Raw genomic sequence first — 18,841 nt, 5'->3', positions numbered from 1 at the left:
TAATCTCAAAAACAGCTCAACAGCGGCCCCTCGCAGCCATGAAGCAGCTGAACTTCCTGCTGATCTTCAGTTTTGGTCTGGCCACGGTGATGTTCACCCTGGAGAACACCGCGCCCACCACCGTGCGCTTTCTGCCTGGGCTGACCACCACCATGCCGCTCGCCGCACTGTTGCTCGTGGTGGGCGGCGTCGGCGCAACCGCCGCCTGGGTCTTTGCCGTCTGGACCGGTGTGGTCAAGCGGGTTGAAAGTCAGACCGATCCTGGCGAGTACGAAGCGCAACAGGTGCGCATTCGCGAGCTTGAGGAAGACGTGCAGCGCTACCGCGCCACCGTGGATGCCCAGCTGGGCCTACTCCCGGCCGCTGGCGAAAGCTCCGCCCAGGGCGAGGCCGCTTAATTGCACGCCTAGGGGAGCAAGATTGGCCAAGAAGCCCATGAAAAGAATGGGCTCAGATCGCTCTTGGGCACTGGCTTAACCCGCTTCAAGCCGGTACCTTCAGACCAGTCCGCAAGAAACCGTGGCCGAAGGTGGCGCCAGGCTTGCGATCCGGCTGTTGCAAGACGCCGCCGAACGGGGTGATCTCGACCCCTGGGACGTCGATGTCATCGCTGTCGTCGACGGCTTTCTCGATCAGCTGCGGCAGCGCATTGAAGTGCCCAAGCTCGTTGCGGCCCTCAACAAGGGACGCGGCGGCAGCTACGAACAGGACCTCGCCGAAACCAGCGAAGCCTTCCTCGCCGCCTCGGTGCTGGTCAGCCTGAAGGCGGAAGTCCTCGAGGCCCAGACCTTCCCCCCTGAACCCGAACTGGACGAGGGGTATGACTTTGACTTCGATGCCGAGGGGCAGGGTTGGCTGCTCACCCCTGGGCTGGAGCTCCCCCGCAAACCGGAGCGCCATCTACTGCGGCGCCCCGTAGCCCCGCCACCGCTGCAGCGCCCGGTGACCCTGGGCGAACTAATCCGGCAACTCGAGGACATCGCCGAGCGGCTCGAGCAAGAAGAGGGACAAGTCCGCAACCGCCAACGCAGCCGCCGCTACAGCGACCGGGCCGCGATCGAGCAGGTCGCTGCCCTCGCCCACCGCGAGAAACTGCCGGAAACCACCGCCGCCCTGAGCCAGTTCCTGCTGCAGTGGCCCCAATCCCTGGAGTGGACGGGTTTTGAGGGTCTCGTGGAGGCCTGGGCTGCCGTCGCACCAGAGGATCTGGACAGCGATCGGGTGGGGGTGTTTTGGGCGCTGCTGTTCCTCTGCTCCCAAGGAAAAGTGGAGTTGGAGCAGCAGGGCGGATTGTTCGGGCCCTTGCAACTCAAGCGGCTGCTCGATGAGCGGGAATCGGTGCAACTGCCGCTGCCCTCTGAACTGGGGTCAGCTCGGGGGCCGGCTCGTGAACCCATTGCGGCCTAAGTCTTTTGCGTAGGGTGGCGCGATGAAGGCGATGATCCTGGCCGCGGGCAAGGGAACCCGTGTGAGACCCATTACTCACACGATCCCGAAACCGATGATCCCCATCCTTCAGAAACCCGTGATGGAGTTTCTGCTGGAGCTTTTGCGGGAGCACGGGTTCACCGAAATCATGGTGAATGTCTCCCACCTGGCTGAGGAGATCGAGAACTATTTCCGCGATGGTCAACGCTTTGGCGTTGAAATCGCCTACAGCTTTGAAGGACGCATTGAAGACGGCGAACTGATTGGTGATGCCGTTGGCTCCGCCGGTGGCCTCAAAAAAATTCAGACCTTCCAACACTTCTTTGATGACACCTTCGTGGTGCTCTGCGGAGATGCGCTGATCGACCTCGATCTCAGCGAAGCCGTGAAGCGCCACAAGGCCAAAGGGGCGATGGCGAGCTTGATCACCAAGCGCGTTCCACGGGACCAGGTCAGCAGCTACGGCGTCGTAGTCACCGATGACGACGGCCGGGTGCGCTCCTTCCAAGAGAAGCCCTCTGTGGAAGAAGCCGCCAGCGACATGATCAACACCGGCATCTACATCTTCGAGCCGGAAGTTCTCGATTTTGTCCCCGAGGGTGTTCCCTTCGACATCGGCTCTGACCTCTTCCCCCAGCTGGTCGCAAACGGCGCGCCGTTCTACGCCCTGCCGATGGACTTCGAGTGGGTCGATATCGGCAAGGTCCCCGATTACTGGCAGGCCATCCGCAGTGTTCTGCAGGGCGAAGTGCGCCAGGTTCAAATCCCCGGCAAGGAAATCCGTCCGGGCATCTATGCCGGCCTCAACGTGGCAGCCAACTGGGACAAGATCCACGTCGAGGGACCGATTTACGTCGGCGGCATGACCAAGATCGAAGACGGCGCCACAATCATTGGCCCCGCGATGATCGGACCGAGCTGCCACATCTGCGAAGGCGCCACGATCGATAACTCGATCATCTTTGACTACTCCCGCATCGGACCCGGCGTTCGTTTGGTCGAGAAGTTGGTCTTTGGTCGTTACTGCGTTGACCGCAATGGCGACCACTTCGATCTCCAAGAAGCAGCCCTGGACTGGCTGATCACCGACGCCCGCCGCCAGGACTACGCCAAGCCCTCTGCGCAACAGAAGGCCATGGCCGACCTGCTCGGCACCGACCTAGCGATCAGCAGCGCGAGCTGAATCCCGCGCGCTCCAGGATCAGGGGAATGCGCTCCTCGGCCTTCACGGCCATCAGGTGAACCCCCTGACAGGTTTGGGCGTAGCGACGGACCTGTTCCGCGGCGATGGTGATTCCCTCGTCCGCTGGATTACTCGCGGCGGCGAGTCGATCAATGATCGATTGAGGAATACAGGCGCCGGGAACGACGCGGTTAATGAAGGCGGCGTTTTTCGCCGATTTCAGGAGAAACACCCCCGCCAGTACCGGCAGTCCTAAGGGTGCGGCGATCTCATCGACGAAACGCTTTAGGCAGTCCTCGTCCATCACCATCTGGGTCTGCACAAATCGTGCGCCCGCCTGCTGCTTACGGCGGATTCGGCTGCTCAGACCGCTCCAACTGGGGCTTTGCGGATCGGCCGCTGCACCGGCAAACAAGTCCGTTGGACCATCCGGCAGGGGGCCATCCACCGGATCTTCACCGCGATTAAAGGCCGCCACCTGCTTGAGCAAGCGGACCGACTCCAACTCGTTGACCGGCCTGGCCTGCGGTTGATCTCCCGCACGAACCGGGTCTCCCGTCAGACAGAGGATGTTTCTGATCCCCAGGGCATGGGCCCCCAGCAGATCGGCCTGCAGACCAATGCGATTGCGGTCCCGGCAGGCCTGCTGCCAGACCGGCTCGACACCGGCGTCTAGCAACAGCCGACAGACCGCCAGGCTGCACATCCGCATGACGGCGCGGCTGCCGTCGGTGACGTTCACGGCGTGCACCCAGTCCTTCAGCAACGCAGCGTGCTCAAGGGTCCGCTTGATCTCCCCGCCACGGGGGGGCATCACCTCTGCCGTCAGGGCAAACTGGCCCGCCTCAAGCGCCTGCTGTAGCCGCAAAACAACCTTGCTTAACAGGGCCCATCATTAACCACCGCTGCCATGCCCAGATGGGATCGGCTGCCTACAGTGACAAGGCGTCTCGGGGCATGGATGACTGATCGAAGCAGCCTCGGCCATTCCCCCATGGACCTCTCCGAGCGCGAACTGGAGATCATCCAACTCGTCGCCCAAGGCCTCACCAATCAGGAGATTGGCGAGAACCTGATGATTAGCAAACGCACCGTGGACAACCACGTGAGCAACGTCTTCACCAAAACGGGCGCCAAGAACCGCGTGGCGCTGCTGAATTGGGCGATGGATCACGGCAAGATCTGCCGCGACGGCTTCAATTGCTGCAACCTGCCTGGGGACGAGGACTAGCTCCCGACTCCACGGCCGCAAACAGCGGTTCAATGCTGAAGGCACCCTCGCCCAGGGCAAAGAGCTCGGCGTAGGCGAGGCACTCGGCCTGATCCAGCCCACAGCAGCGGAGCACTCCGTCTTGGTCGTAAAGGCCGAGCAACGAACAACCTGGGCAATCCTTAAGCAAATCCTAAGGCAGCTCAGCTGTCCTCCAGCCAGGGGCTCCGCTCCGCCTCGCTCCAGCGGGCCCAGGGATGGCTTGCCAAGGCCGCATTGCTGAATTGGCCCAGCCCGGTGATCTCCCGCACGCACCAATCCGGGATCTCCACGGCCTGATCGACCCGCTCCAGTTCCACTTCGGCCAGCACCAAGGGGGCGTTCTCCCCTGCAAAGACATCCAGAACCCAGTCCCCACCCGGTAAATCCAAGCCGAAGCGACGCTTGATCAGCTGCGCTTCGCAGCGCTCGAGCAACGCCGAAGCATCGGCCGCCGGAATCGCGTACTCAAACTCCTGCCGGGCGATTCCGGCGGCGAGGAATTTGAGCGTCAGCCAAGCCTCATCCGCGCCGGCTAGGCGGACCCGCGAGGTCATCGCCTGGGAGGAGTTCGGCAGGTACCCCTGGGCAAAGTCCCGCTGCCAAGACACCACTGAGCGCCACTGCTGACCGGAGACCAGAAAGCGACGCTCAATCTCGAGGGCCATGGACTTGCTCTAGTTAGGAGACGGCTCGGCGGCCGTCAAACTGCCGGCCCAATGCAACTTATGGGTCAAGGTGCGGTAGTAGGAGGGGCTCTGCTCCAGCAGCACCATCAAGGCGTGATGGGGGGAGCGGCGCACATCACAGCGATCCCCGGGCTCCAGAACCGCCGCGAAGGCCCCGTCCTTCCAGAGGCGCACCCGACTGTTGGAGGGACCCAGCGGCCAGACCGCCAACTGCGCCCGGGGCGGAACCACCAACGGCCGGCTGGAGAGGCTCATCGGACAGATCGGGTTCACCACAATCGCCTCCACACCGGGATGCAGGATCGGGCCGCCGGCCGCCATCGAATACCCCGTTGAGCCGGTCGCGGTCGACATGATCAGGCCATCCCCCCGGAACTGATCGACCACCTCGCCATCAATCTCCAACTCCAGGACACAGGTGGGCGTGACCTCGTCGATCCCGGGCCTCAGGTAGAGGTCATTCAGGGCCGTATGCACCGTGTCGCTGCTGTCGGTGCGCGCCTCGAGCATCATGCGCCGCTCGAGGGCAAAGCGATCGTCCCGAAGTCGTTGCCAGAGATCGAAGGAACCCTCGGCCTCATTGCCATGGCCCAGCAGCTTGCGCTCCTGGGTCAAAAAGCCGAAATGACCGCCGACATTGAACGAGAGGATCGGCACATCCAGGGGCGCCAGGTGCCGCGCGGCCCCAAGCACCGTTCCGTCTCCCCCCAGCACCACGGCCAAATCGGGCGGACTCCCCTCATCCGCCAAGAGCCCGGGGAAGGGGTTCGCACTGGCCCCACTCATGGCCACGGCGACCTTGACACCTTGATCTCGCAAGATCTGGGCACAACGCCGGGCTTGGCGCAGGGCAGCCTGGCTGGCCGCTCGATGGATCAACCAAACGGTCTCAAGGTGCATAAGCCAGAGCTGAGCTCGCGCCCAGCCTGGCTACCAACGCAGCAAGTTGAAACGCTCCATATCCACCGTTTCACGGTTCCGATACAGAGAGAGAAGGATCGCAAGACCAACGGCAGCCTCAGCAGCCGCCACGGTGATCACGAAAATCGCAAAGACCTGTCCGCGAATCAGCTGGCCATCGAGGTAGCTGGAGAAGGCCATCAGGTTGATGTTCACCGCATTGAGCATCAGCTCGATGCTCATCAACACCCGCACAGCGTTGCGGCTGTTGATCAATCCCCAGACACCCGTGCAAAACAGGATGGCGGCCAAGGCGAGATAGCCCTGGAGAGGAACGGTGGTGGGCAGCTCGATGGACATCAGTTGGTTTTCTCCAGGAGCAGGGGGGTGCGGGATTTCTCGATCAAACCCTGATCAGCGGGTTCGCCAGTGACCACATCGGTGCTGAAGACATCTCGGCGGGCCAGGACGATCGCGCCGATCATCGCCATCAACAGCAGGACTGACGCCAGCTCGAATGGCAGCAGGTAGTCGCTGAAGAGGTGCTCACCGATGCGAATGGTGGCCTCTTCGCCAATGGGGGTCGGGCCGGGCAGGGCCCAGGGGGTCGTGAAGGCCACCCGCAGCAGCAGGGCAAACAAACCAGCACACACTGCACCGGAGAGAAAGCGACGCACGGCAAGGCCAGGGATCGCCGCCAGGTCTTCCTTCTTGTTCACGAGCATGATCGCGAACAGGATCAGGACGTTGACCGCACCGACGTAGACGAGCACCTGGGCGGCCGCCACGAAACTGGCATTCAGCAGCAGGTAGAGACCGGCAACCGAGAGGAACACGCCGCCCAGCAGAAAGGCGGAATAGACGATGCTCGGCAGCAGGACCACGCCAAGGGCGCCAATGGCGACCGCTGCTGAAAGAAAGACAAAGCAGATGAACTGCGTGGAGGAAGCAATGGTCATCAAGCGTTCTCCTCCTTTGGCAGGGTCTTGAGGACGTCAGCGGGCAGTTTGCCGGCCCGCGGACGATTGGGATCCACGCCATGGGGATCCATCTCCCCTTTCGGCAGATAGGCCAGCTCCCGCAGGGGCAAGACCGCCGGGTCGCTGGTGACGCTGGTGGGGAGACGGCCGAGGGCGACGTTGTCGTAGTTCAGGCTGTGGCGATCGAAGGCCGCCAGCTCGTACTCCTCGGTCATCGAGAGACAGTTGGTCGGGCAGTACTCGACACAGTTGCCGCAGAAGATGCACACCCCGAAGTCAATGGAGTAGTTGCGCAGTTCCTTTTTCTTGGTGGCTTTGTTCATCACCCAATCCACCACCGGCAGGTTGATCGGGCAAACGCGCACACACACCTCACAGGCGATGCACTTGTCGAACTCGTAGTGGATTCGGCCGCGGTAGCGCTCCGACGGAATCAGTTTTTCGTAGGGGTACTGAACCGTGATCGGCCTGCGCTGAAGGTGGTCAAAGGTGACCGAAAGCCCCTGGGCGAGGTAGTTGGCCGCACCCACCGCATCGCGGGTGTAGTCACCGACTTTCTTGAGGAACCCGAACATGGAGTGGTGGGAAGGGGCGGTGGCGCCGGCACCATGATGGCCTGGCGACCTGGCAAAGGGGGGTGGCGGTGGGGAATTAACCGCCGAAGAAGGCCGGGAACGCGAGCTTCAGACCAGCGGTCACCAGCAGATTGACCAGGGCGACGGGCAACAGGAACTTCCAACCCAGGTCCAGCAGCTGGTCAATACGCACCCGGGGAACGGTCCAACGCAGCAGGATCGCGAAGAACACCAGCAGGTAGGCCTTCAGGACCGTCATCACGATGCCGGTGGTGGCGGTGATTACCTGCACCAGGGGAGCGTCGATCGGCTGACCCGTCAGGTTCACCACCCACTCGACGGGAAGCGGGAAGCCCCAGCCACCCAGGTAGAGCACCGCCACCAGCAGGGCGGAGAGCACCAGGTTGATGTAGCTGCCCAGATAAAAGAGGGCGAACTTCATGCCTGCGTATTCGGTCTGGTAGCCAGCCACCAACTCCTCTTCAGCCTCCGGCAAGTCGAAGGGAAGGCGCTCACATTCGGCCAGGGCGCAGATCCAGAAGATCACGAAGCCGACGGGCTGGCGCCAGATGTTCCAGCTGAGGATCCCCGCACCGGTCTGCTGGTTGACGATGTCAACCGTGCTGAGGGAGTTGCTCATCATCACCACGGCCAGCACCGCCAAGGCGAGGGGAATCTCGTAGGAGATCGACTGGGCGGCGGCCCGCAAGCCACCGAGCAGGGAGTACTTGTTATTCGAGGCGTAGCCAGCCATCAGCAAGCCAATGGGCTGGATGCTGCTCAGGGAAATCCAGAGAAAGATGCCGACGCCGACGTTGCTGATCAGCAGGTGCTGGCCGAAGGGCACGACCAACCAGCTCAGGATCACCGGCACCAGCACCAGCACCGGGCCCAGGGTGAACAGCAGGCCGTCGGCTCGGGCCGGAATGATGTCCTCTTTGAACAGCAGCTTCAGGCCGTCCGCGAGGGGCTGAAGGATGCCCAGGGCACCGGCGTATTCGGGGCCGATTCGCTGCTGAACGGCCGCCGAGATCTTCCGCTCGAGCCAGACGTTGACCAACACGCCAACGACTGCAGCCACCAGGACCACCAGCATCGGCAGCGGCAGCCAGAGCAGGTGGGCCATCCCCGGCGACAAGCCGAAGCCCTGCAGCACGTCCGTGAAGCTGGCCTCAAGGTCGAGCCCGGCACTCACGACAGCGGGATTGGCGATCACCATGGGTGGTCTGTTGATGGGGGCAACTTAGGCCGGCGCAGCCCTTAACGGCCTTCGATCGGCTGCCAATCGCGGCCGCTGGAGCCGGTGTAGATCTGCGTGGGCCGGTAGATGCGGTTGGCACCGAGCTGTTCTTTCCAGTGGGCCAGCCAGCCTGCGGTGCGCGCGATCGCAAAGATCGGGGTGAACAGGTCCTGGGGAATGCCCAGTTTTCGGTAGACCAAGCCGGAATAGAAGTCGACGTTCGGGTAGATCCCCTTCGGACCCAGGCGCTCGGCTGCCGCGGCTTCCAACTCGCGGGCCAGGTCGTAGAGGGGGTCGTGGCCGAACTGATCGAAGAGCTCTTCCGCCAGTTTCTGCAGGATCACCGCCCGGGGGTCCTTGACCTTGTACTCGCGGTGGCCGAAGCCCATGATCTTGCGCTTCTCGGCAATGGCCTGATCCAGCCAGGGCCGGACCTGATCAGCCGAGCCAATGGTTTCCAGCATCGCCAAGACGTCTTCATTCGCGCCGCCATGGAGGGGGCCCGCCAGGGTCCCCACAGCCGAGGCCACCACGGCGTAGGGATCGGTCAAGGTGCTGGCCGTCACCCGCGCGCTGAAGGTGCTGGCGTTCAGGCTGTGCTCGGCGTGCAGGATCAAGCAGGCATCAAAGATGCGCGCCGCCAGGGGATCCGGTTCACGCTCGGTGAGCATGTACAGGAAGTTGGCCGCATAGGGCAGGTCATCCCTGGGCTGAATCGGGTCCTGCCCTTTGCGAATCAGCTGGAACGCCGCCACCATCGTCGGGATCTTGGCGATCAGGCGTACCACCGCTGAATAGATGTATTCAGGGTTGTCGAGGGCGCGGCGGGAATAAAAGAGACCCAGGGAAGCCGCACTGCTCTGCAGGGCATCCATCGGATGGCCGCTGGCCGGGAAGCACTTCATCATGTCCCGGATGCGGAAGCTCACCCGGCGATGCATCTGCACCTCCTGCTCAAACGCCGCCAGCTGCTCAGCGTCGGGGAGCTCACCCCAGATCAGCAGATAGGCGGTCTCCAGGAAGGTGCTCTGCTGGGCCAGCTGATCCACCCGGTAGCCGCGGTAGGTCAGCAGCCCCTTTTGTCCATCGATGTCGCACACCGCCGACTGCGTGGCCGGCACCCCTTCCAGACCCGGGCGATACGCCGGAGTCGCTGCCGTTGGGGTTGCCTCCTCAGCCATGGAATCGGGGTTGCGTCAACCGCAACCTAAGGCCCGCCCTCGCTGCGGGACTGTCGCCGACCGAGCAGTACCCGAGGCGGCAGGACCATCTCCAGGCGGGCCGATCCGAGCAAGTCAGCGCCTGGGGCGATCGGCCACTGCAACAGCAAGGCACCGGCTTTCTTGAGCCGGATCGCCTGGGGGGCTCGGGCCATCGGCACACCAATCAACAGCGCCGCCAAGGTGCTCAGGTCCGGCTCATGGCCCACCAAGGCCAGGCGCTTCCAACCGGGCCGCGGGGAGAGGGGGCCGAGCCAGCGCTCGAGCAGGGGCAGGGGGTCCGCCAGGGGAGCCAAGGCCGCCGCCAACTCCAGTTCTGGCGCCAGCCCTGCGCTCACGATCAATTCAGCGGTCTGGCGGGCCCGCACCAGCGGACTGCTGAGCACCAGATCACAGTCCAACTCCAACTCCAGCAGGCGCTCCAGCTGCTGAGTGGTGCGCTCACGCCCCTCCGGCGTGAGGCTGCGCTGGGCGTCATCGACGCCCTCACTGCGCTCTTCAGCGATGCCGTGGCGCACCAACAGCAGCTCAAGCTTGCGGCTGGCCATGGTCAGGCGTGCAGTTGCAGCAGCCCCCGCAGCCTCAAGCTGCGTTGGTCGGGGGCATCAGGCTCCAGGCTCAAGGCCACCCCATCCACCCTGGGGGTCAGGGAGGAGCTGGAGAGCGTGCCCACCAAGCGCCAGAGCTTCCAGCGACTGAGCAGACCCTGGGCAGCCTGGGCGTCCATCGACCACTGGAAGGGGGCCTGGGGTGAGCCCAAGAGCTCCAGCTGATCGAGGCGCTCCTGGGGTGCACGACGGCCTTCGTACTGCTGGTTGAGGATCGCCAGGCCTTGGCCCCACCAGGCAAAACCACCTTGGCTGGAGCGGGCACCTGCGAGCTGGGCCTGGAGCTGGTCGGGATTGCCCTTGACCGGCTTGGACTCGAGGCGCGTCCAGGCCTGAAGGGTTTGCCCGCGGCTCTCCAGCGGGGAGGCGCTGTATCCATCGGCCTCAAGGGCCGGCTGCAGGGTCTCGGCCGACGGACGATCCCCGCGGGTGCCCAGCAACCAGCCTTCGCTCTGATGGGCCCAAAGCAAGGGCCCCGAATCCGCCGCGGCCACCAGGGCCGGCAGGGGACCTTGATCCCGCTTGAGGGCCTGGGTCAGGGACGGGCCAAGCAGGCTGCTCCAAACATTGGCGTCCTCGGCGGCGAGGAGCTCAGCGGGATTGGTCAAGAAGGCAAGGCTGTCGGCAGCGACCTGCACCTGGCGCAACAGCTCCGTGTTGACCGGACCCAGGCTGGGGAGCGCATCGCGCAACTGGGCCAGGCCATCCACCTGAAGCCCCGACCCCTGGGGGGCCAAGGCCAGCACCAATTCCACCGCCGCCGACTCATCCCCGACGGGCAAGCCGAGCCACTGCTCCATGGCCTCGGGGCGGGCCGTCAGCAGCGCCACCCCCTCTCCAAGTCGCTGCAGGGCCTTTTGCAGAGGCGCACTGGCGGCCTGGTTCAGTTCATCAATTTGGGAGACATCGAGCGCCTGCTCGAGCACGCCCCGACCGGAGGCGATCAGCACCAAATCGTCGTTAATCAGGGCCGTCGCCAGGGGTTGCGGGTCCTGGCCCAAGAGGGCGCCGCGACCGCTGATCAGCCCCATGCCGCGATAACTGGTGATCTGCAGATCGGTCCCAGCCAGGCTTCGGGTCTGCCAGAAGCGCTGCAGGAAGCGGCGGGCCCCTTCGTTGTCACGGCTGCGCAGCGCCAGCACCCAACCGGGTGCCTCCCCACTTCCAGGGGGGGTCAAGAGGGCAAAGCTGCTTTCATCCCCCAGCCAGGGGGAGAGCTCCGAGGCGTAGTCCAGGCCCGCAGCGGCAAAGGCCCCGTCCCGCAGGCGATCAGCGGCCGCCGCGGCCTGACGGCGCTGACGGGGGGGAGCAACAGCCCGGGCGTAGGCAGCCGGCTCATCCGGGCCCACCAACCAGTGCAGGCTCAGTGGCGCCGTCCGCGGAACAAAGCGCGCCGCCAGCGGCATGGAGAGGGCCTGGTGTTGCAACGCAAGGGGACTGCGCTGCAGGAGCAGCCACCAACCCGCCAAGCCAAAGCTCAGCATCGCCAACGCCACCGCCAGCAGTGCCGCCAAGAAGGGGCGGGCCTTCATGCGTCGCTTACAGGATTGGCCTCATCTTTATGCATCAAGGCGATCTTTGGCACCCCCGTGACCGCCGGTAGGGTTCCGTGATGCCCAGTCCCGCAAGCATCAGCGCCACAGAACTGAAGCGTCGGCTCGACGCCGGTGAGGCTTTGCAACTGGTGGATGTGCGCGAGGCCATGGAATTGGACCTGGCTCGACTGCAGCAACCGGTGATCCATCTCCCCCTGAGTCAATCGGAGAGCTGGATTGAGCAGATCTCGAGCTTGATCAACCGGGATCAACCCGTGGTCGTGCTGTGTCACGCCGGGATCCGCAGCTGGCAATTCGCCTGTTGGCTGATGGAAGCCCAGGGCTACGAACAGGTGCTGAACCTGCAGGGCGGAATCGATGCCTGGAGCGTCTCAGCCGACCCAATGGTGCCGCGGTACTGAGGCGGCCAGGCGGTCAAACGCGGCTGTGATTGCTATCGGTTGGCTGGATGAGCCGGCCGATGTTTCCGCTGCTGCTGCCCCTACGACTGTGGCGCTACTTCGGCAATCAACGGCTGAAGGCGGTCCTGGCGATCCTCACGGTGTTGCCCGATCCGCTGCTGATGGTGGGCATCCCGGTGCTGCTGCAGCTGGTGATCGACCAGGTGATTGGCAACCCCAGCGGCGGGCCACCGGTGGCGGTGCTTGTGCTGCTGCCCTGCGCCTGGCTCTTGCTGGCGGTGGTCTGCAACGGCTTCTCGATCAAGTTGTTTGCCGCCCTCGGTAGCCAACTGGGCACGAGCTTTCGCCAGCGGCTCTTCGGCCATCTGCTGGAGCAACCGAACCCCAGCGATGGCCGCGCCGAGGGGGGGGAACAGGGCTTGCTGGCGCTGCAGATTCCCACCCTGGAGAACGCGGTCGTCAGCCAGCTCCCCCTCTTCACCTGGACGGTGGCGCAGCTCTTGCTTGGGGTGCTGCTGCTGTTCACCAGCGATTGGCGGCTCGCCCTGGTCGCCGTGGTGCTCACGCCGCTGCTGCTCGTGAGCCAGGTGGCCTTCACCCCGGCCCTGGCCAGGCGGGAAGAGGCGCGGGTCGAGCAGGCCGGACGGCTGCTGAGCTACGCCGGCGAACGGCTGCGCAGCCGGGAGTTGGTGGACCTGTTCGGTTTGCGCAGCACCACCCGCTCGGAATTCAACCGTCGCAACCGGGACCTGATGCGCTGGGCCCAGCGGGTCGGAGCGATGTCGGGCCTGCAACAGGCCGCCCTGACCGCTTCCGCCATGCTCACGCTGGTGAGCGTCTTTGCCCTGGGCACCTGGTTGGTGTTGCAAAGGCAACTCACGGTGGGCCAGCTGGTCTCTGCCCTGGGGATCGCCACGGCCATGGTCAGCGGCATGTGGCAGCTGGGCGCCTCCCTGCTGCCACTCCAGGCCGCCACGACGGCCCTGAACCTGCTGGAGCAGCAGCTGCCCGCCGCCAAGCGCTCCGAGCAACGGCCGGCGCTGGCCCGAGGGATTGAACCCAGCCCCCCGGCCTTGCTGCAGGAGCTGAAGATCGAGCAGGTGCAGTTCCGCTACCCGGGTGGTGGCGGCCTGGACGGACTCAACCTGACGATCCCCGCCAACAGCTCCCTCGCCCTGGTGGGCCCCAGCGGCGGCGGGAAAAGCACCGTGCTTCGACTGCTGCTGCGGCAAATCGAGCCCCAGCGCGGTGGCCTGCGGGTCGATGGCGTGCCCCTGAGCACCACCGACCGGGGCGCCTGGCTTGAGCAGGTGGCGTTGGTCCCCCAGGAGACCGTCCTGTTCGATCTCTCGATCGCGGACAACATCCGCCTGGGCCGGCTCGATGCGTCCGATCAGGAGGTCCTCAATGCAGCCCTAGCCGCCGAGCTCGGGGAACTGATTCAGTCCCTACCCAACGGCCTCCAGACCCCGGTCGGTTCCGGTGGCGGTCGCCTCTCCGGTGGCCAGAAGCAACGGATTGCCATTGCCCGGGCGATCGTGCGCAACCCACAGCTGCTGCTGCTGGATGAAGCCACCAGCGCCCTCGATCCCAGCACCGAAGAAGCGATCAACACCACCCTGCGCCGCTTGAGCGAGGGCCGCACGGTGGTCTCCGTGCTGCACAGGCTGCGGGCCGCTGCGGCCATGGATCAGATCGCCGTGATCGATCAAGGCCAGGTGGTGGAGCTCGGCCACCACAACGATCTGTTGGCGGCTGGCGGGCTCTATGCCTCCTTCTGGCACCGGCAGATGAGCGGCTTCAACCTGGAGCTGGGGCAACGGGTCCGGATCACGCCCGAGCGCCTGGCCACCATCCCCCTGTTCCACGGCGTCGATCCCAAGCTGCTGCGTTGGCTGGCCTCGGAATTCGTCAGCGATCGGATCCGCCATGGCGAGGAGGTCTTCCGCGAAGGGGACGCCCCGGACGCCTTCTATGTGGTGGTGGCCGGCACCTTGGAAGTGCTGCAGAACGATCTCTGGGGCGGGACTCCGATCAAACAGGGGCTGGTGGAGGAGGGGGACTTCTTCGGCGACGCAGGCCTGATCGAGGACCACCCCCGGGCCGTCACCGTGCGGGCGCGGGGAGACGGACTGCTGCTGCGGCTCGACCGGGATCGCTTCCTGGATTTGCTCGATCAGGACCCCGACTACCGCCGCTTTTTCCTGCATTCAGCCCGCGCCAGCGTTTAGGCCCCGTAGCATCCGCAAAGCGGCATCAATGCACCGTTTTGCAGCCCCTGCCCCGACGGCAACAGCAGGTGCTTCAGGCGACGGTGCAGCACTACGTCGACACCACGGAGCCCGTGGGCAGCCAAACCCTGGTGCGGCGCTTTGACCTCCAGGCCAGCCCAGCCACGGTGCGCTCCGCCATGGGAGCCCTGGAGCAGCGGGGGCTGCTCACCCAACCGCACACCTCCGCCGGCCGCGTCCCGAGCCAACTGGGGTATCGCCACTACGTGGACTGCCTCCTGCCCGCCCCCGGTGCCGCCGCCAATCAACTCAACCGTGAGCTGACGGGGTTGAGCCTGCAATGGGCCGCCTTGGATGACCTGCTGCTGCAGCTCGCCCGCCGCCTGGCCGACCTCACGGGCCTGATGAGCCTGATCACCCGGCCCCAGGAGATGGGGGGACGCCTCGAGACAGTCCGGCTGGTCCCCAGTAACGACCGGTTGCTGGTGCTGCTCGTGGAAAAGGGAGCCGCCGCCAGTTGTCTCAACCTGCGGATGCCCGAGGAACTGGGTGCCCAGGTGCCAGCCCTGGAGCGCTGGGCCAGCGATCAACTCCAGGGGGGTACCGGTCGTCTGAACTGGAAGGCGCTCCCCAGCCAACTGGGAAGCAGCGGCGAATTGTTGCGGCAGGGCCTCAGCAGCCACAACCTGGCCCGGGGCAACAGCAGCGAAGGCGCCGTCAGCCTCGGGGTGGCGGGACTGCTTGGCCAACCGGAATTCCAACGCAGCTCAAGCCTGAAACCGCTGCTGCAACTTGTGGAGCTGGAGCCCCAACAGGTTCTGCGCAGCGAGGCCGCCAGCGGCAGGGGCGGGGTCTGGATTGGCTCAGAGCACCCCCATCCCGCGCTGCAGGACTGTGCTGTGGTGCAAGCCAGCTACGGCAACGACGGCCACGTCGCCCTGATCGGCCCCATGCGCATGGCCTACTCCACCGCTCGTTCAGCGGTGGAGAGCGTCGCGGGTTACCTCGATCGGCTGCTCAGCTGAGGGCGCTGCCCAGGCGATCGGCAACCGTGTTGACGTCCTTGTCGCCGCGGCCGGAGAGGTTGAGCACCACCTCGGTCCCTGGGGCCAGGGTGGGGCAGAGCTTGTCGAGCCAGGCAAAGGCGTGGGCGGTCTCCAGAGCCGGGATGATGCCCTCCAGTTGGCACAGCAGCTGCAGGGCATCGAGGGCCTCAGCGTCTGTGACGGCGCCGTACTCGGCCCGGCCGATGGTCTTGAGATAGCTGTGCTCAGGGCCCACACCGGGGTAATCCAGGCCGGCACTGATGGAGTGCGCCTCCTGCACCTGCCCCTCCTCGTCCTGGAGCAGCAGGCTCATCGCTCCGTGCAACACGCCTACGCGACCCTCGGTAATGGTGGCGGCATGGCGACCGGTGGGGACGCCATCGCCGGCCGCTTCCACGCCGATCAAGCGGACGTCTGTGTCCTGGACAAAGGGGTGGAACAGACCCATGGCATTGGAGCCCCCACCAACGCAGGCCACCAGGACATCGGGGTTACGGCCAAAGGCCTCATGGCACTGGCGCTTGGTCTCCTCGCCGATCACGGCATGGAAATCGCGCACCAGCATCGGGAAGGGATGGGGGCCTGCGACGGAACCCAGGATGTAGTGGGTGGTCTCGACGTTGGTGACCCAATCGCGGATCGCCTCACTGGTGGCGTCCTTCAAGGTGGCGGTGCCAGCGGTGACGGGCTGAACCGTTGCCCCCAGCAGACGCATCCGGAAGACGTTCAGGGCCTGACGGCGCATGTCCTCGGCGCCCATGTAGACGACGCACTCAAGGCCGAAGCGCGCACAGACCGTGGCGGTGGCCACACCGTGCTGGCCCGCACCGGTTTCGGCAATGATCCGCTTTTTGCCCATCCGCAGGGCCAGGAGTGCCTGGCCCAGGGCGTTGTTGATCTTGTGGGCGCCGGTGTGATTGAGGTCTTCGCGCTTCAACCAAATGCGCGGGCCGCCCTCGGCGCGGCGGTAGTGCTCGCTCAGCCGTTCCGCTTCGTAGAGGGGGTTCGGCCGGCCGACGTAGTTGCGCAGCAGGTGATTGAGCCGCTCCGTGAACGCGGGATCCTTCCAGGCTTCTGCAGCGGCCCTCTCCAGTTCCGCCAGGGCGGGGATCAGGGTCTCGGGAACGTACTGACCGCCAAATTGGCCGTAGCGACCCAGGCTGTTGGGCCGTGACTCCAGCGCCAATGCCGACGTCATCGAAGGAACGGTGCTGGTCACCAGGTGCGCGCGGAGTCTGTCCAGGTTAGGAACTGGCGGGGGCGGCAGGACTGGCCAGCCGGCGGGCTGATCGATGCGGATGCGCTGACCCCCTGCAGTGCAGGGATCACTGCCGCTCACGGAGGTGGACAAGGCAGCGCCACTCGGGCCAGGACGGCAGACCTCCACCTGAACGGCCGGCAAATCCATCGCGGCCCTCCGTTGCGCTGAACTGGAACCAAGACACATCCAAAGCGATGCCGAAGGGAGGCTGGCAAGAATTCACACGGCCTGAAAGCCTGCAAAGGGCCAGCAGTGCCCCTGCGGAATCGACGACCAAGGCCCAACAGCGCGTGCGGGTGCAGCGCACCAAGGCCGGGAAGGGCGGGAAAATGGTGACGGCCATCACGGGGCTGGAGGCCGCCGAAAGCGATCTCAAGGCCCTGCTGAAACAGCTCAAGGCCGCCGCCGGAACAGGCGGGACAGTGAAGGATGGAGTGATCGAACTGCAGGGTGATCAGGTGAGCGCCGCCCTGGCGGCCCTGGAGAAAGCGGGCTACCGGCCCAAGCAAGCGGGCGGCTGAGCCGGAGCGGTCGGCGGCGACAATGGCCCGACATTGCTCCAAGGCCCGCCATGACCGCATCTCCCACCTACGGAGAGCTCACCAACAAGGGCGCCTCCACCAACATCGCCTGGCACCACGCATCGGTGGATCGCGCCGCCCGGGCTGAGCAGCGCGGCCATCGCAGCGCCATCCTCTGGTTCACCGGCCTGAGTGGTTCCGGCAAGAGCACCCTCGCCAACGCGGTCAACCAGGCGCTGTTTGACCGCGGCCTGGCCTGCTACGTGCTGGACGGCGACAACATCCGCCACGGGCTCTGCAAGGACCTGGGCTTCTCCGATGCCGATCGCGAGGAGAACATTCGCCGGATTGGCGAGGTCAGCAAGCTGTTCCTGGACGCCGGCGTGGTGGTGCTGACGGCCTTTGTCTCCCCCTTCAAGGCGGACAGGGACCGCGCCCGCTCCCTGGTGGAGAACGGCGACTTTGTCGAGATCCACTGCGCCGCGGATCTGAGCGTTTGCGAAGAGCGCGACACCAAGGGGCTCTACGCCAAAGCCCGCGCCGGTGAAATCAAGGAATTCACCGGCATCTCCAGCCCCTACGAGGCCCCTGAAAAGCCCGAACTGCGAGTGGACACCGGCAGCCAGAGCCTCGAGGCCTGCGTGGAGCTGGTGATCAACCACCTGCGGGAAGCGGGCGTCATTCCCCAGTGATCACGTCGGGGGCAGGCTGCTGCCCCCAGGCATCCAAAAAGGTTTTCAAGCAGCTGGCCACCGGAACCGCCAGCAACAGGCCCAGCAGGTCGCCGAAGCCCATCAAGCTGCCCACGCGGGCGCCAACGGGCAGGGAGACCAGGAGCCAAGCGGGCTGCAGACCAACGATGCTGCCCATCAAGCGGGGCTGGATCACCTGATCCACAACCTGACCGACGCTGATGGCCGCCACCAGCACCTCGATTCCGGTGCGGGGGTCATCCAAGGCCAGCAGCACACTCACCAAGACAATCGTCAGGGCGCTGGCATAGGGCACCAGGGTGGTGAAGCCGATCGCCACCGCGAACAGCACCCCATAGGGAATCCCCAGCAGGGTGAACACCACGATCTGCAGGGCGCTGAGGATCAAGGCCAGCAGCACCTGCCCGGCGAAGTAGCCCCTGAAGGTGCGGTTCAAGGTGCCGGTGACCAACGCCCGCGTTCCCTCGGGAAGCCAGCGGGCCAAGCCCGCCACGATCGGGTCGCCGCCCAGCAACAGGAACAGGGCCAGGACCGCCACGATCACCACGTTGACCGTCAGGCCGACGGTGGCCCCCAGGATCCCGAGGGCCCGTTGGCTGAGCTGGCTGGCCAGCTGACTGGCCCGGGCAAACAGGGTGCTGCTGAGGTCCGTGAATTCCGTGGGCAGTCCCCGATCGGCAGCCCAGACCTCCAGGCGATCAAGCACGCCCTCCGCCTCCACCAACCAAGAGGGCAGGGAATTGATCAGCTCACCCAGCTGCTCAATCAGGCGGGGCACCAACCAGAGGGCAGCCAAGACCAACAGGGTCAGGGACAGGCCGACTACCAGCAACACCGCCAACCCTCGGGGGAGGCCACGGCGAGCCAACCAACGGGTGGGGAGATCCAGCAGGAACGCAATCAGCGCAGCCCCGACGAACAGGGCAGGGAAGGGGGCCAGCGGCAGAAGCAGTTGCCGCAGAACCCACAGGTTCAAGGCCAACAGCGGCAGCGCCAGGCTCAGGCGCAACCAGGGCGGCAGAACCAAACGCTCAAGCATG

The 18,841-nt window shown here is 65.1% G+C and carries 21 protein-coding genes; 9 read left to right on the top strand and 12 right to left on the bottom strand.

The window, feature by feature from the left end; genetic code table 11:
- Window positions 1-38 precede the first annotated feature (38 nt).
- The 3 genes from ACXIQ9_RS06100 (at window position 39) to ACXIQ9_RS06090 (ending at window position 2,611) form a co-directional block, all read left to right on the top strand.
- Complete coding sequence (locus tag ACXIQ9_RS06100; RefSeq protein WP_010313342.1) at window positions 39-398, top strand: LapA family protein; 360 nt, start codon at window positions 39-41, stop codon at window positions 396-398.
- Between the two features lie 121 nt (window positions 399-519).
- On the top strand, window positions 520-1,407 hold the full coding sequence (locus ACXIQ9_RS06095) for a segregation/condensation protein A (protein ID WP_010313344.1): 888 nt from the start codon (window positions 520-522) through the stop codon (window positions 1,405-1,407).
- Window positions 1,408-1,429: 22 nt separating this feature from the next.
- Window positions 1,430-2,611, top strand: coding sequence for a nucleotidyltransferase family protein (locus ACXIQ9_RS06090; protein ID WP_247476879.1), 1,182 nt, complete (start codon window positions 1,430-1,432; stop codon window positions 2,609-2,611).
- Here ACXIQ9_RS06090 and ACXIQ9_RS06085 read toward each other — a convergent pair.
- Window positions 2,595-3,479 (bottom strand): methylenetetrahydrofolate reductase, encoded by an 885-nt coding sequence (locus tag ACXIQ9_RS06085; RefSeq protein ID WP_459016070.1) that lies wholly within the window; start codon window positions 3,477-3,479, stop codon window positions 2,595-2,597. The genes ACXIQ9_RS06090 and ACXIQ9_RS06085 overlap by 17 nt on opposite strands.
- 93 nt (window positions 3,480-3,572) lie before the next feature.
- On the opposite strand from ACXIQ9_RS06085, the gene pedR reads away from it, so the two are divergent.
- A complete protein-coding gene (gene pedR / locus ACXIQ9_RS06080) occupies window positions 3,573-3,842 on the top strand; it encodes a photosynthetic electron transport-dependent transcriptional regulator PedR (RefSeq protein ID WP_010313351.1) in 270 nt (89 codons plus the stop codon).
- Window positions 3,843-4,024: 182 nt separating this feature from the next.
- Here the strand turns inward: pedR and ACXIQ9_RS06075 are convergent, their stop codons facing one another.
- The 9 genes from ACXIQ9_RS06075 to ACXIQ9_RS06035 form a co-directional block, all read right to left on the bottom strand.
- Window positions 4,025-4,528, bottom strand: coding sequence for a CYTH domain-containing protein (locus tag ACXIQ9_RS06075; protein WP_459016069.1), 504 nt, complete (start codon window positions 4,526-4,528; stop codon window positions 4,025-4,027).
- Window positions 4,529-4,537: 9 nt separating this feature from the next.
- Window positions 4,538-5,449 carry an NAD(+) kinase gene (locus tag ACXIQ9_RS06070; RefSeq protein ID WP_459016068.1) on the bottom strand — a complete coding sequence of 304 codons (912 nt, stop codon included), beginning with the start codon at window positions 5,447-5,449 and terminating at the stop codon, window positions 4,538-4,540.
- A gap of 30 nt (window positions 5,450-5,479) precedes the next feature.
- Window positions 5,480-5,809 (bottom strand): NADH-quinone oxidoreductase subunit NuoK, encoded by a 330-nt coding sequence (nuoK, locus tag ACXIQ9_RS06065; RefSeq protein WP_010313359.1) that lies wholly within the window; start codon window positions 5,807-5,809, stop codon window positions 5,480-5,482.
- Complete coding sequence (locus tag ACXIQ9_RS06060; protein ID WP_247476874.1) at window positions 5,809-6,408, bottom strand: NADH-quinone oxidoreductase subunit J; 600 nt, start codon at window positions 6,406-6,408, stop codon at window positions 5,809-5,811. The genes nuoK and ACXIQ9_RS06060 overlap by 1 nt, the downstream gene beginning before the upstream one ends.
- The gene (gene ndhI / locus ACXIQ9_RS06055; RefSeq protein WP_296416200.1) at window positions 6,408-7,004 is read right to left on the bottom strand and encodes an NAD(P)H-quinone oxidoreductase subunit I; all 597 of its coding nucleotides are present in this window, start codon (window positions 7,002-7,004) and stop codon (window positions 6,408-6,410) included. Before ndhI ends, ACXIQ9_RS06060 begins: the two co-directional genes overlap by 1 nt.
- Before the next feature lie 76 nt (window positions 7,005-7,080).
- Window positions 7,081-8,199, bottom strand: a complete 1,119-nt coding sequence (gene nuoH / locus ACXIQ9_RS06050) for an NADH-quinone oxidoreductase subunit NuoH (RefSeq protein WP_010313366.1) — start codon at window positions 8,197-8,199, stop codon at window positions 7,081-7,083.
- 65 nt (window positions 8,200-8,264) lie between these two features.
- Window positions 8,265-9,425 carry a citrate synthase gene (locus ACXIQ9_RS06045; protein ID WP_247476872.1) on the bottom strand — a complete coding sequence of 387 codons (1,161 nt, stop codon included), beginning with the start codon at window positions 9,423-9,425 and terminating at the stop codon, window positions 8,265-8,267.
- A 26-nt stretch (window positions 9,426-9,451) separates the two neighbouring features.
- Entirely contained in the window at window positions 9,452-10,012 is a 561-nt protein-coding gene (sixA, locus tag ACXIQ9_RS06040; RefSeq protein WP_296416199.1) for a phosphohistidine phosphatase SixA, read from the bottom strand.
- A 2-nt stretch (window positions 10,013-10,014) separates the two neighbouring features.
- Window positions 10,015-11,604: a DUF3352 domain-containing protein gene (locus ACXIQ9_RS06035; RefSeq protein WP_296418402.1), complete on the bottom strand. Its 1,590-nt coding sequence runs from the start codon at window positions 11,602-11,604 to the stop codon at window positions 10,015-10,017.
- Window positions 11,605-11,684: 80 nt separating this feature from the next.
- Here ACXIQ9_RS06035 and ACXIQ9_RS06030 point away from each other — a divergent pair, with 80 nt between their 5' ends.
- From ACXIQ9_RS06030 to ACXIQ9_RS06020, 3 genes are read left to right on the top strand one after another with little or no spacing between them, the layout of a single operon-like run.
- Window positions 11,685-12,029, top strand: a complete 345-nt coding sequence (locus tag ACXIQ9_RS06030; protein WP_459016067.1) for a rhodanese-like domain-containing protein — start codon at window positions 11,685-11,687, stop codon at window positions 12,027-12,029.
- A gap of 47 nt (window positions 12,030-12,076) precedes the next feature.
- Window positions 12,077-14,260: an ABC transporter transmembrane domain-containing protein gene (locus ACXIQ9_RS06025; protein ID WP_459016066.1), complete on the top strand. Its 2,184-nt coding sequence runs from the start codon at window positions 12,077-12,079 to the stop codon at window positions 14,258-14,260.
- Window positions 14,261-14,298: 38 nt separating this feature from the next.
- Entirely contained in the window at window positions 14,299-15,285 is a 987-nt protein-coding gene (locus ACXIQ9_RS06020; protein ID WP_296421138.1) for an HrcA family transcriptional regulator, read from the top strand.
- Here the strand turns inward: ACXIQ9_RS06020 and trpB are convergent.
- Window positions 15,278-16,525 carry a tryptophan synthase subunit beta gene (trpB, locus tag ACXIQ9_RS06015; protein ID WP_296416194.1) on the bottom strand — a complete coding sequence of 416 codons (1,248 nt, stop codon included), beginning with the start codon at window positions 16,523-16,525 and terminating at the stop codon, window positions 15,278-15,280. The two genes, ACXIQ9_RS06020 and trpB, sit on opposite strands and share 8 nt — an antisense overlap.
- A 236-nt stretch (window positions 16,526-16,761) precedes the next feature.
- On the opposite strand from trpB, the gene ACXIQ9_RS06010 reads away from it, so the two are divergent.
- Both ACXIQ9_RS06010 and cysC read left to right on the top strand, forming a co-directional pair.
- Entirely contained in the window at window positions 16,762-17,088 is a 327-nt protein-coding gene (locus ACXIQ9_RS06010) for a translation initiation factor (protein ID WP_459016065.1), read from the top strand.
- Between the two features lie 50 nt (window positions 17,089-17,138).
- Entirely contained in the window at window positions 17,139-17,780 is a 642-nt protein-coding gene (cysC, locus tag ACXIQ9_RS06005) for an adenylyl-sulfate kinase (protein WP_459016064.1), read from the top strand.
- Here cysC and ACXIQ9_RS06000 read toward each other — a convergent pair.
- On the bottom strand, window positions 17,767-18,840 hold the full coding sequence (locus ACXIQ9_RS06000; protein ID WP_247476864.1) for an AI-2E family transporter: 1,074 nt from the start codon (window positions 18,838-18,840) through the stop codon (window positions 17,767-17,769). The two genes, cysC and ACXIQ9_RS06000, sit on opposite strands and share 14 nt — an antisense overlap.
- Window position 18,841 lies beyond the last annotated feature (1 nt).

This window comes from Synechococcus sp. LTW-G (assembly GCF_054459035.1).
Note: the sequence above shows the minus strand (reverse complement) of the source record. Positions and strands in the feature narration are given on the sequence as shown.

What these genes read in the sequence shown, in the direction of transcription:
- ACXIQ9_RS06030 (WP_459016067.1), top strand. Translation starts at nt 11,685, where the DNA reads ATGCCCAGTCCCGCAAGCATCAGCGCCACAGAACTGAAGCGTCGGCTC.
- ACXIQ9_RS06075 (WP_459016069.1), bottom strand. Translation starts at nt 4,528, where the DNA reads ATGGCCCTCGAGATTGAGCGTCGCTTTCTGGTCTCCGGTCAGCAGTGG.
- cysC (WP_459016064.1), top strand. Translation starts at nt 17,139, where the DNA reads ATGACCGCATCTCCCACCTACGGAGAGCTCACCAACAAGGGCGCCTCC.
- pedR (WP_010313351.1), top strand. Translation starts at nt 3,573, where the DNA reads ATGACTGATCGAAGCAGCCTCGGCCATTCCCCCATGGACCTCTCCGAG.
- ACXIQ9_RS06025 (WP_459016066.1), top strand. Translation starts at nt 12,077, where the DNA reads ATGAGCCGGCCGATGTTTCCGCTGCTGCTGCCCCTACGACTGTGGCGC.
- ACXIQ9_RS06090 (WP_247476879.1), top strand. Translation starts at nt 1,430, where the DNA reads ATGAAGGCGATGATCCTGGCCGCGGGCAAGGGAACCCGTGTGAGACCC.
- ACXIQ9_RS06060 (WP_247476874.1), bottom strand. Translation starts at nt 6,408, where the DNA reads ATGACCATTGCTTCCTCCACGCAGTTCATCTGCTTTGTCTTTCTTTCA.
- sixA (WP_296416199.1), bottom strand. Translation starts at nt 10,012, where the DNA reads ATGGCCAGCCGCAAGCTTGAGCTGCTGTTGGTGCGCCACGGCATCGCT.
- ACXIQ9_RS06035 (WP_296418402.1), bottom strand. Translation starts at nt 11,604, where the DNA reads ATGAAGGCCCGCCCCTTCTTGGCGGCACTGCTGGCGGTGGCGTTGGCG.
- ACXIQ9_RS06000 (WP_247476864.1), bottom strand. Translation starts at nt 18,840, where the DNA reads ATGCTTGAGCGTTTGGTTCTGCCGCCCTGGTTGCGCCTGAGCCTGGCG.
- ACXIQ9_RS06010 (WP_459016065.1), top strand. Translation starts at nt 16,762, where the DNA reads ATGCCGAAGGGAGGCTGGCAAGAATTCACACGGCCTGAAAGCCTGCAA.
- nuoK (WP_010313359.1), bottom strand. Translation starts at nt 5,809, where the DNA reads ATGTCCATCGAGCTGCCCACCACCGTTCCTCTCCAGGGCTATCTCGCC.
- ndhI (WP_296416200.1), bottom strand. Translation starts at nt 7,004, where the DNA reads ATGTTCGGGTTCCTCAAGAAAGTCGGTGACTACACCCGCGATGCGGTG.
- ACXIQ9_RS06100 (WP_010313342.1), top strand. Translation starts at nt 39, where the DNA reads ATGAAGCAGCTGAACTTCCTGCTGATCTTCAGTTTTGGTCTGGCCACG.
- ACXIQ9_RS06070 (WP_459016068.1), bottom strand. Translation starts at nt 5,449, where the DNA reads ATGCACCTTGAGACCGTTTGGTTGATCCATCGAGCGGCCAGCCAGGCT.
- ACXIQ9_RS06045 (WP_247476872.1), bottom strand. Translation starts at nt 9,425, where the DNA reads ATGGCTGAGGAGGCAACCCCAACGGCAGCGACTCCGGCGTATCGCCCG.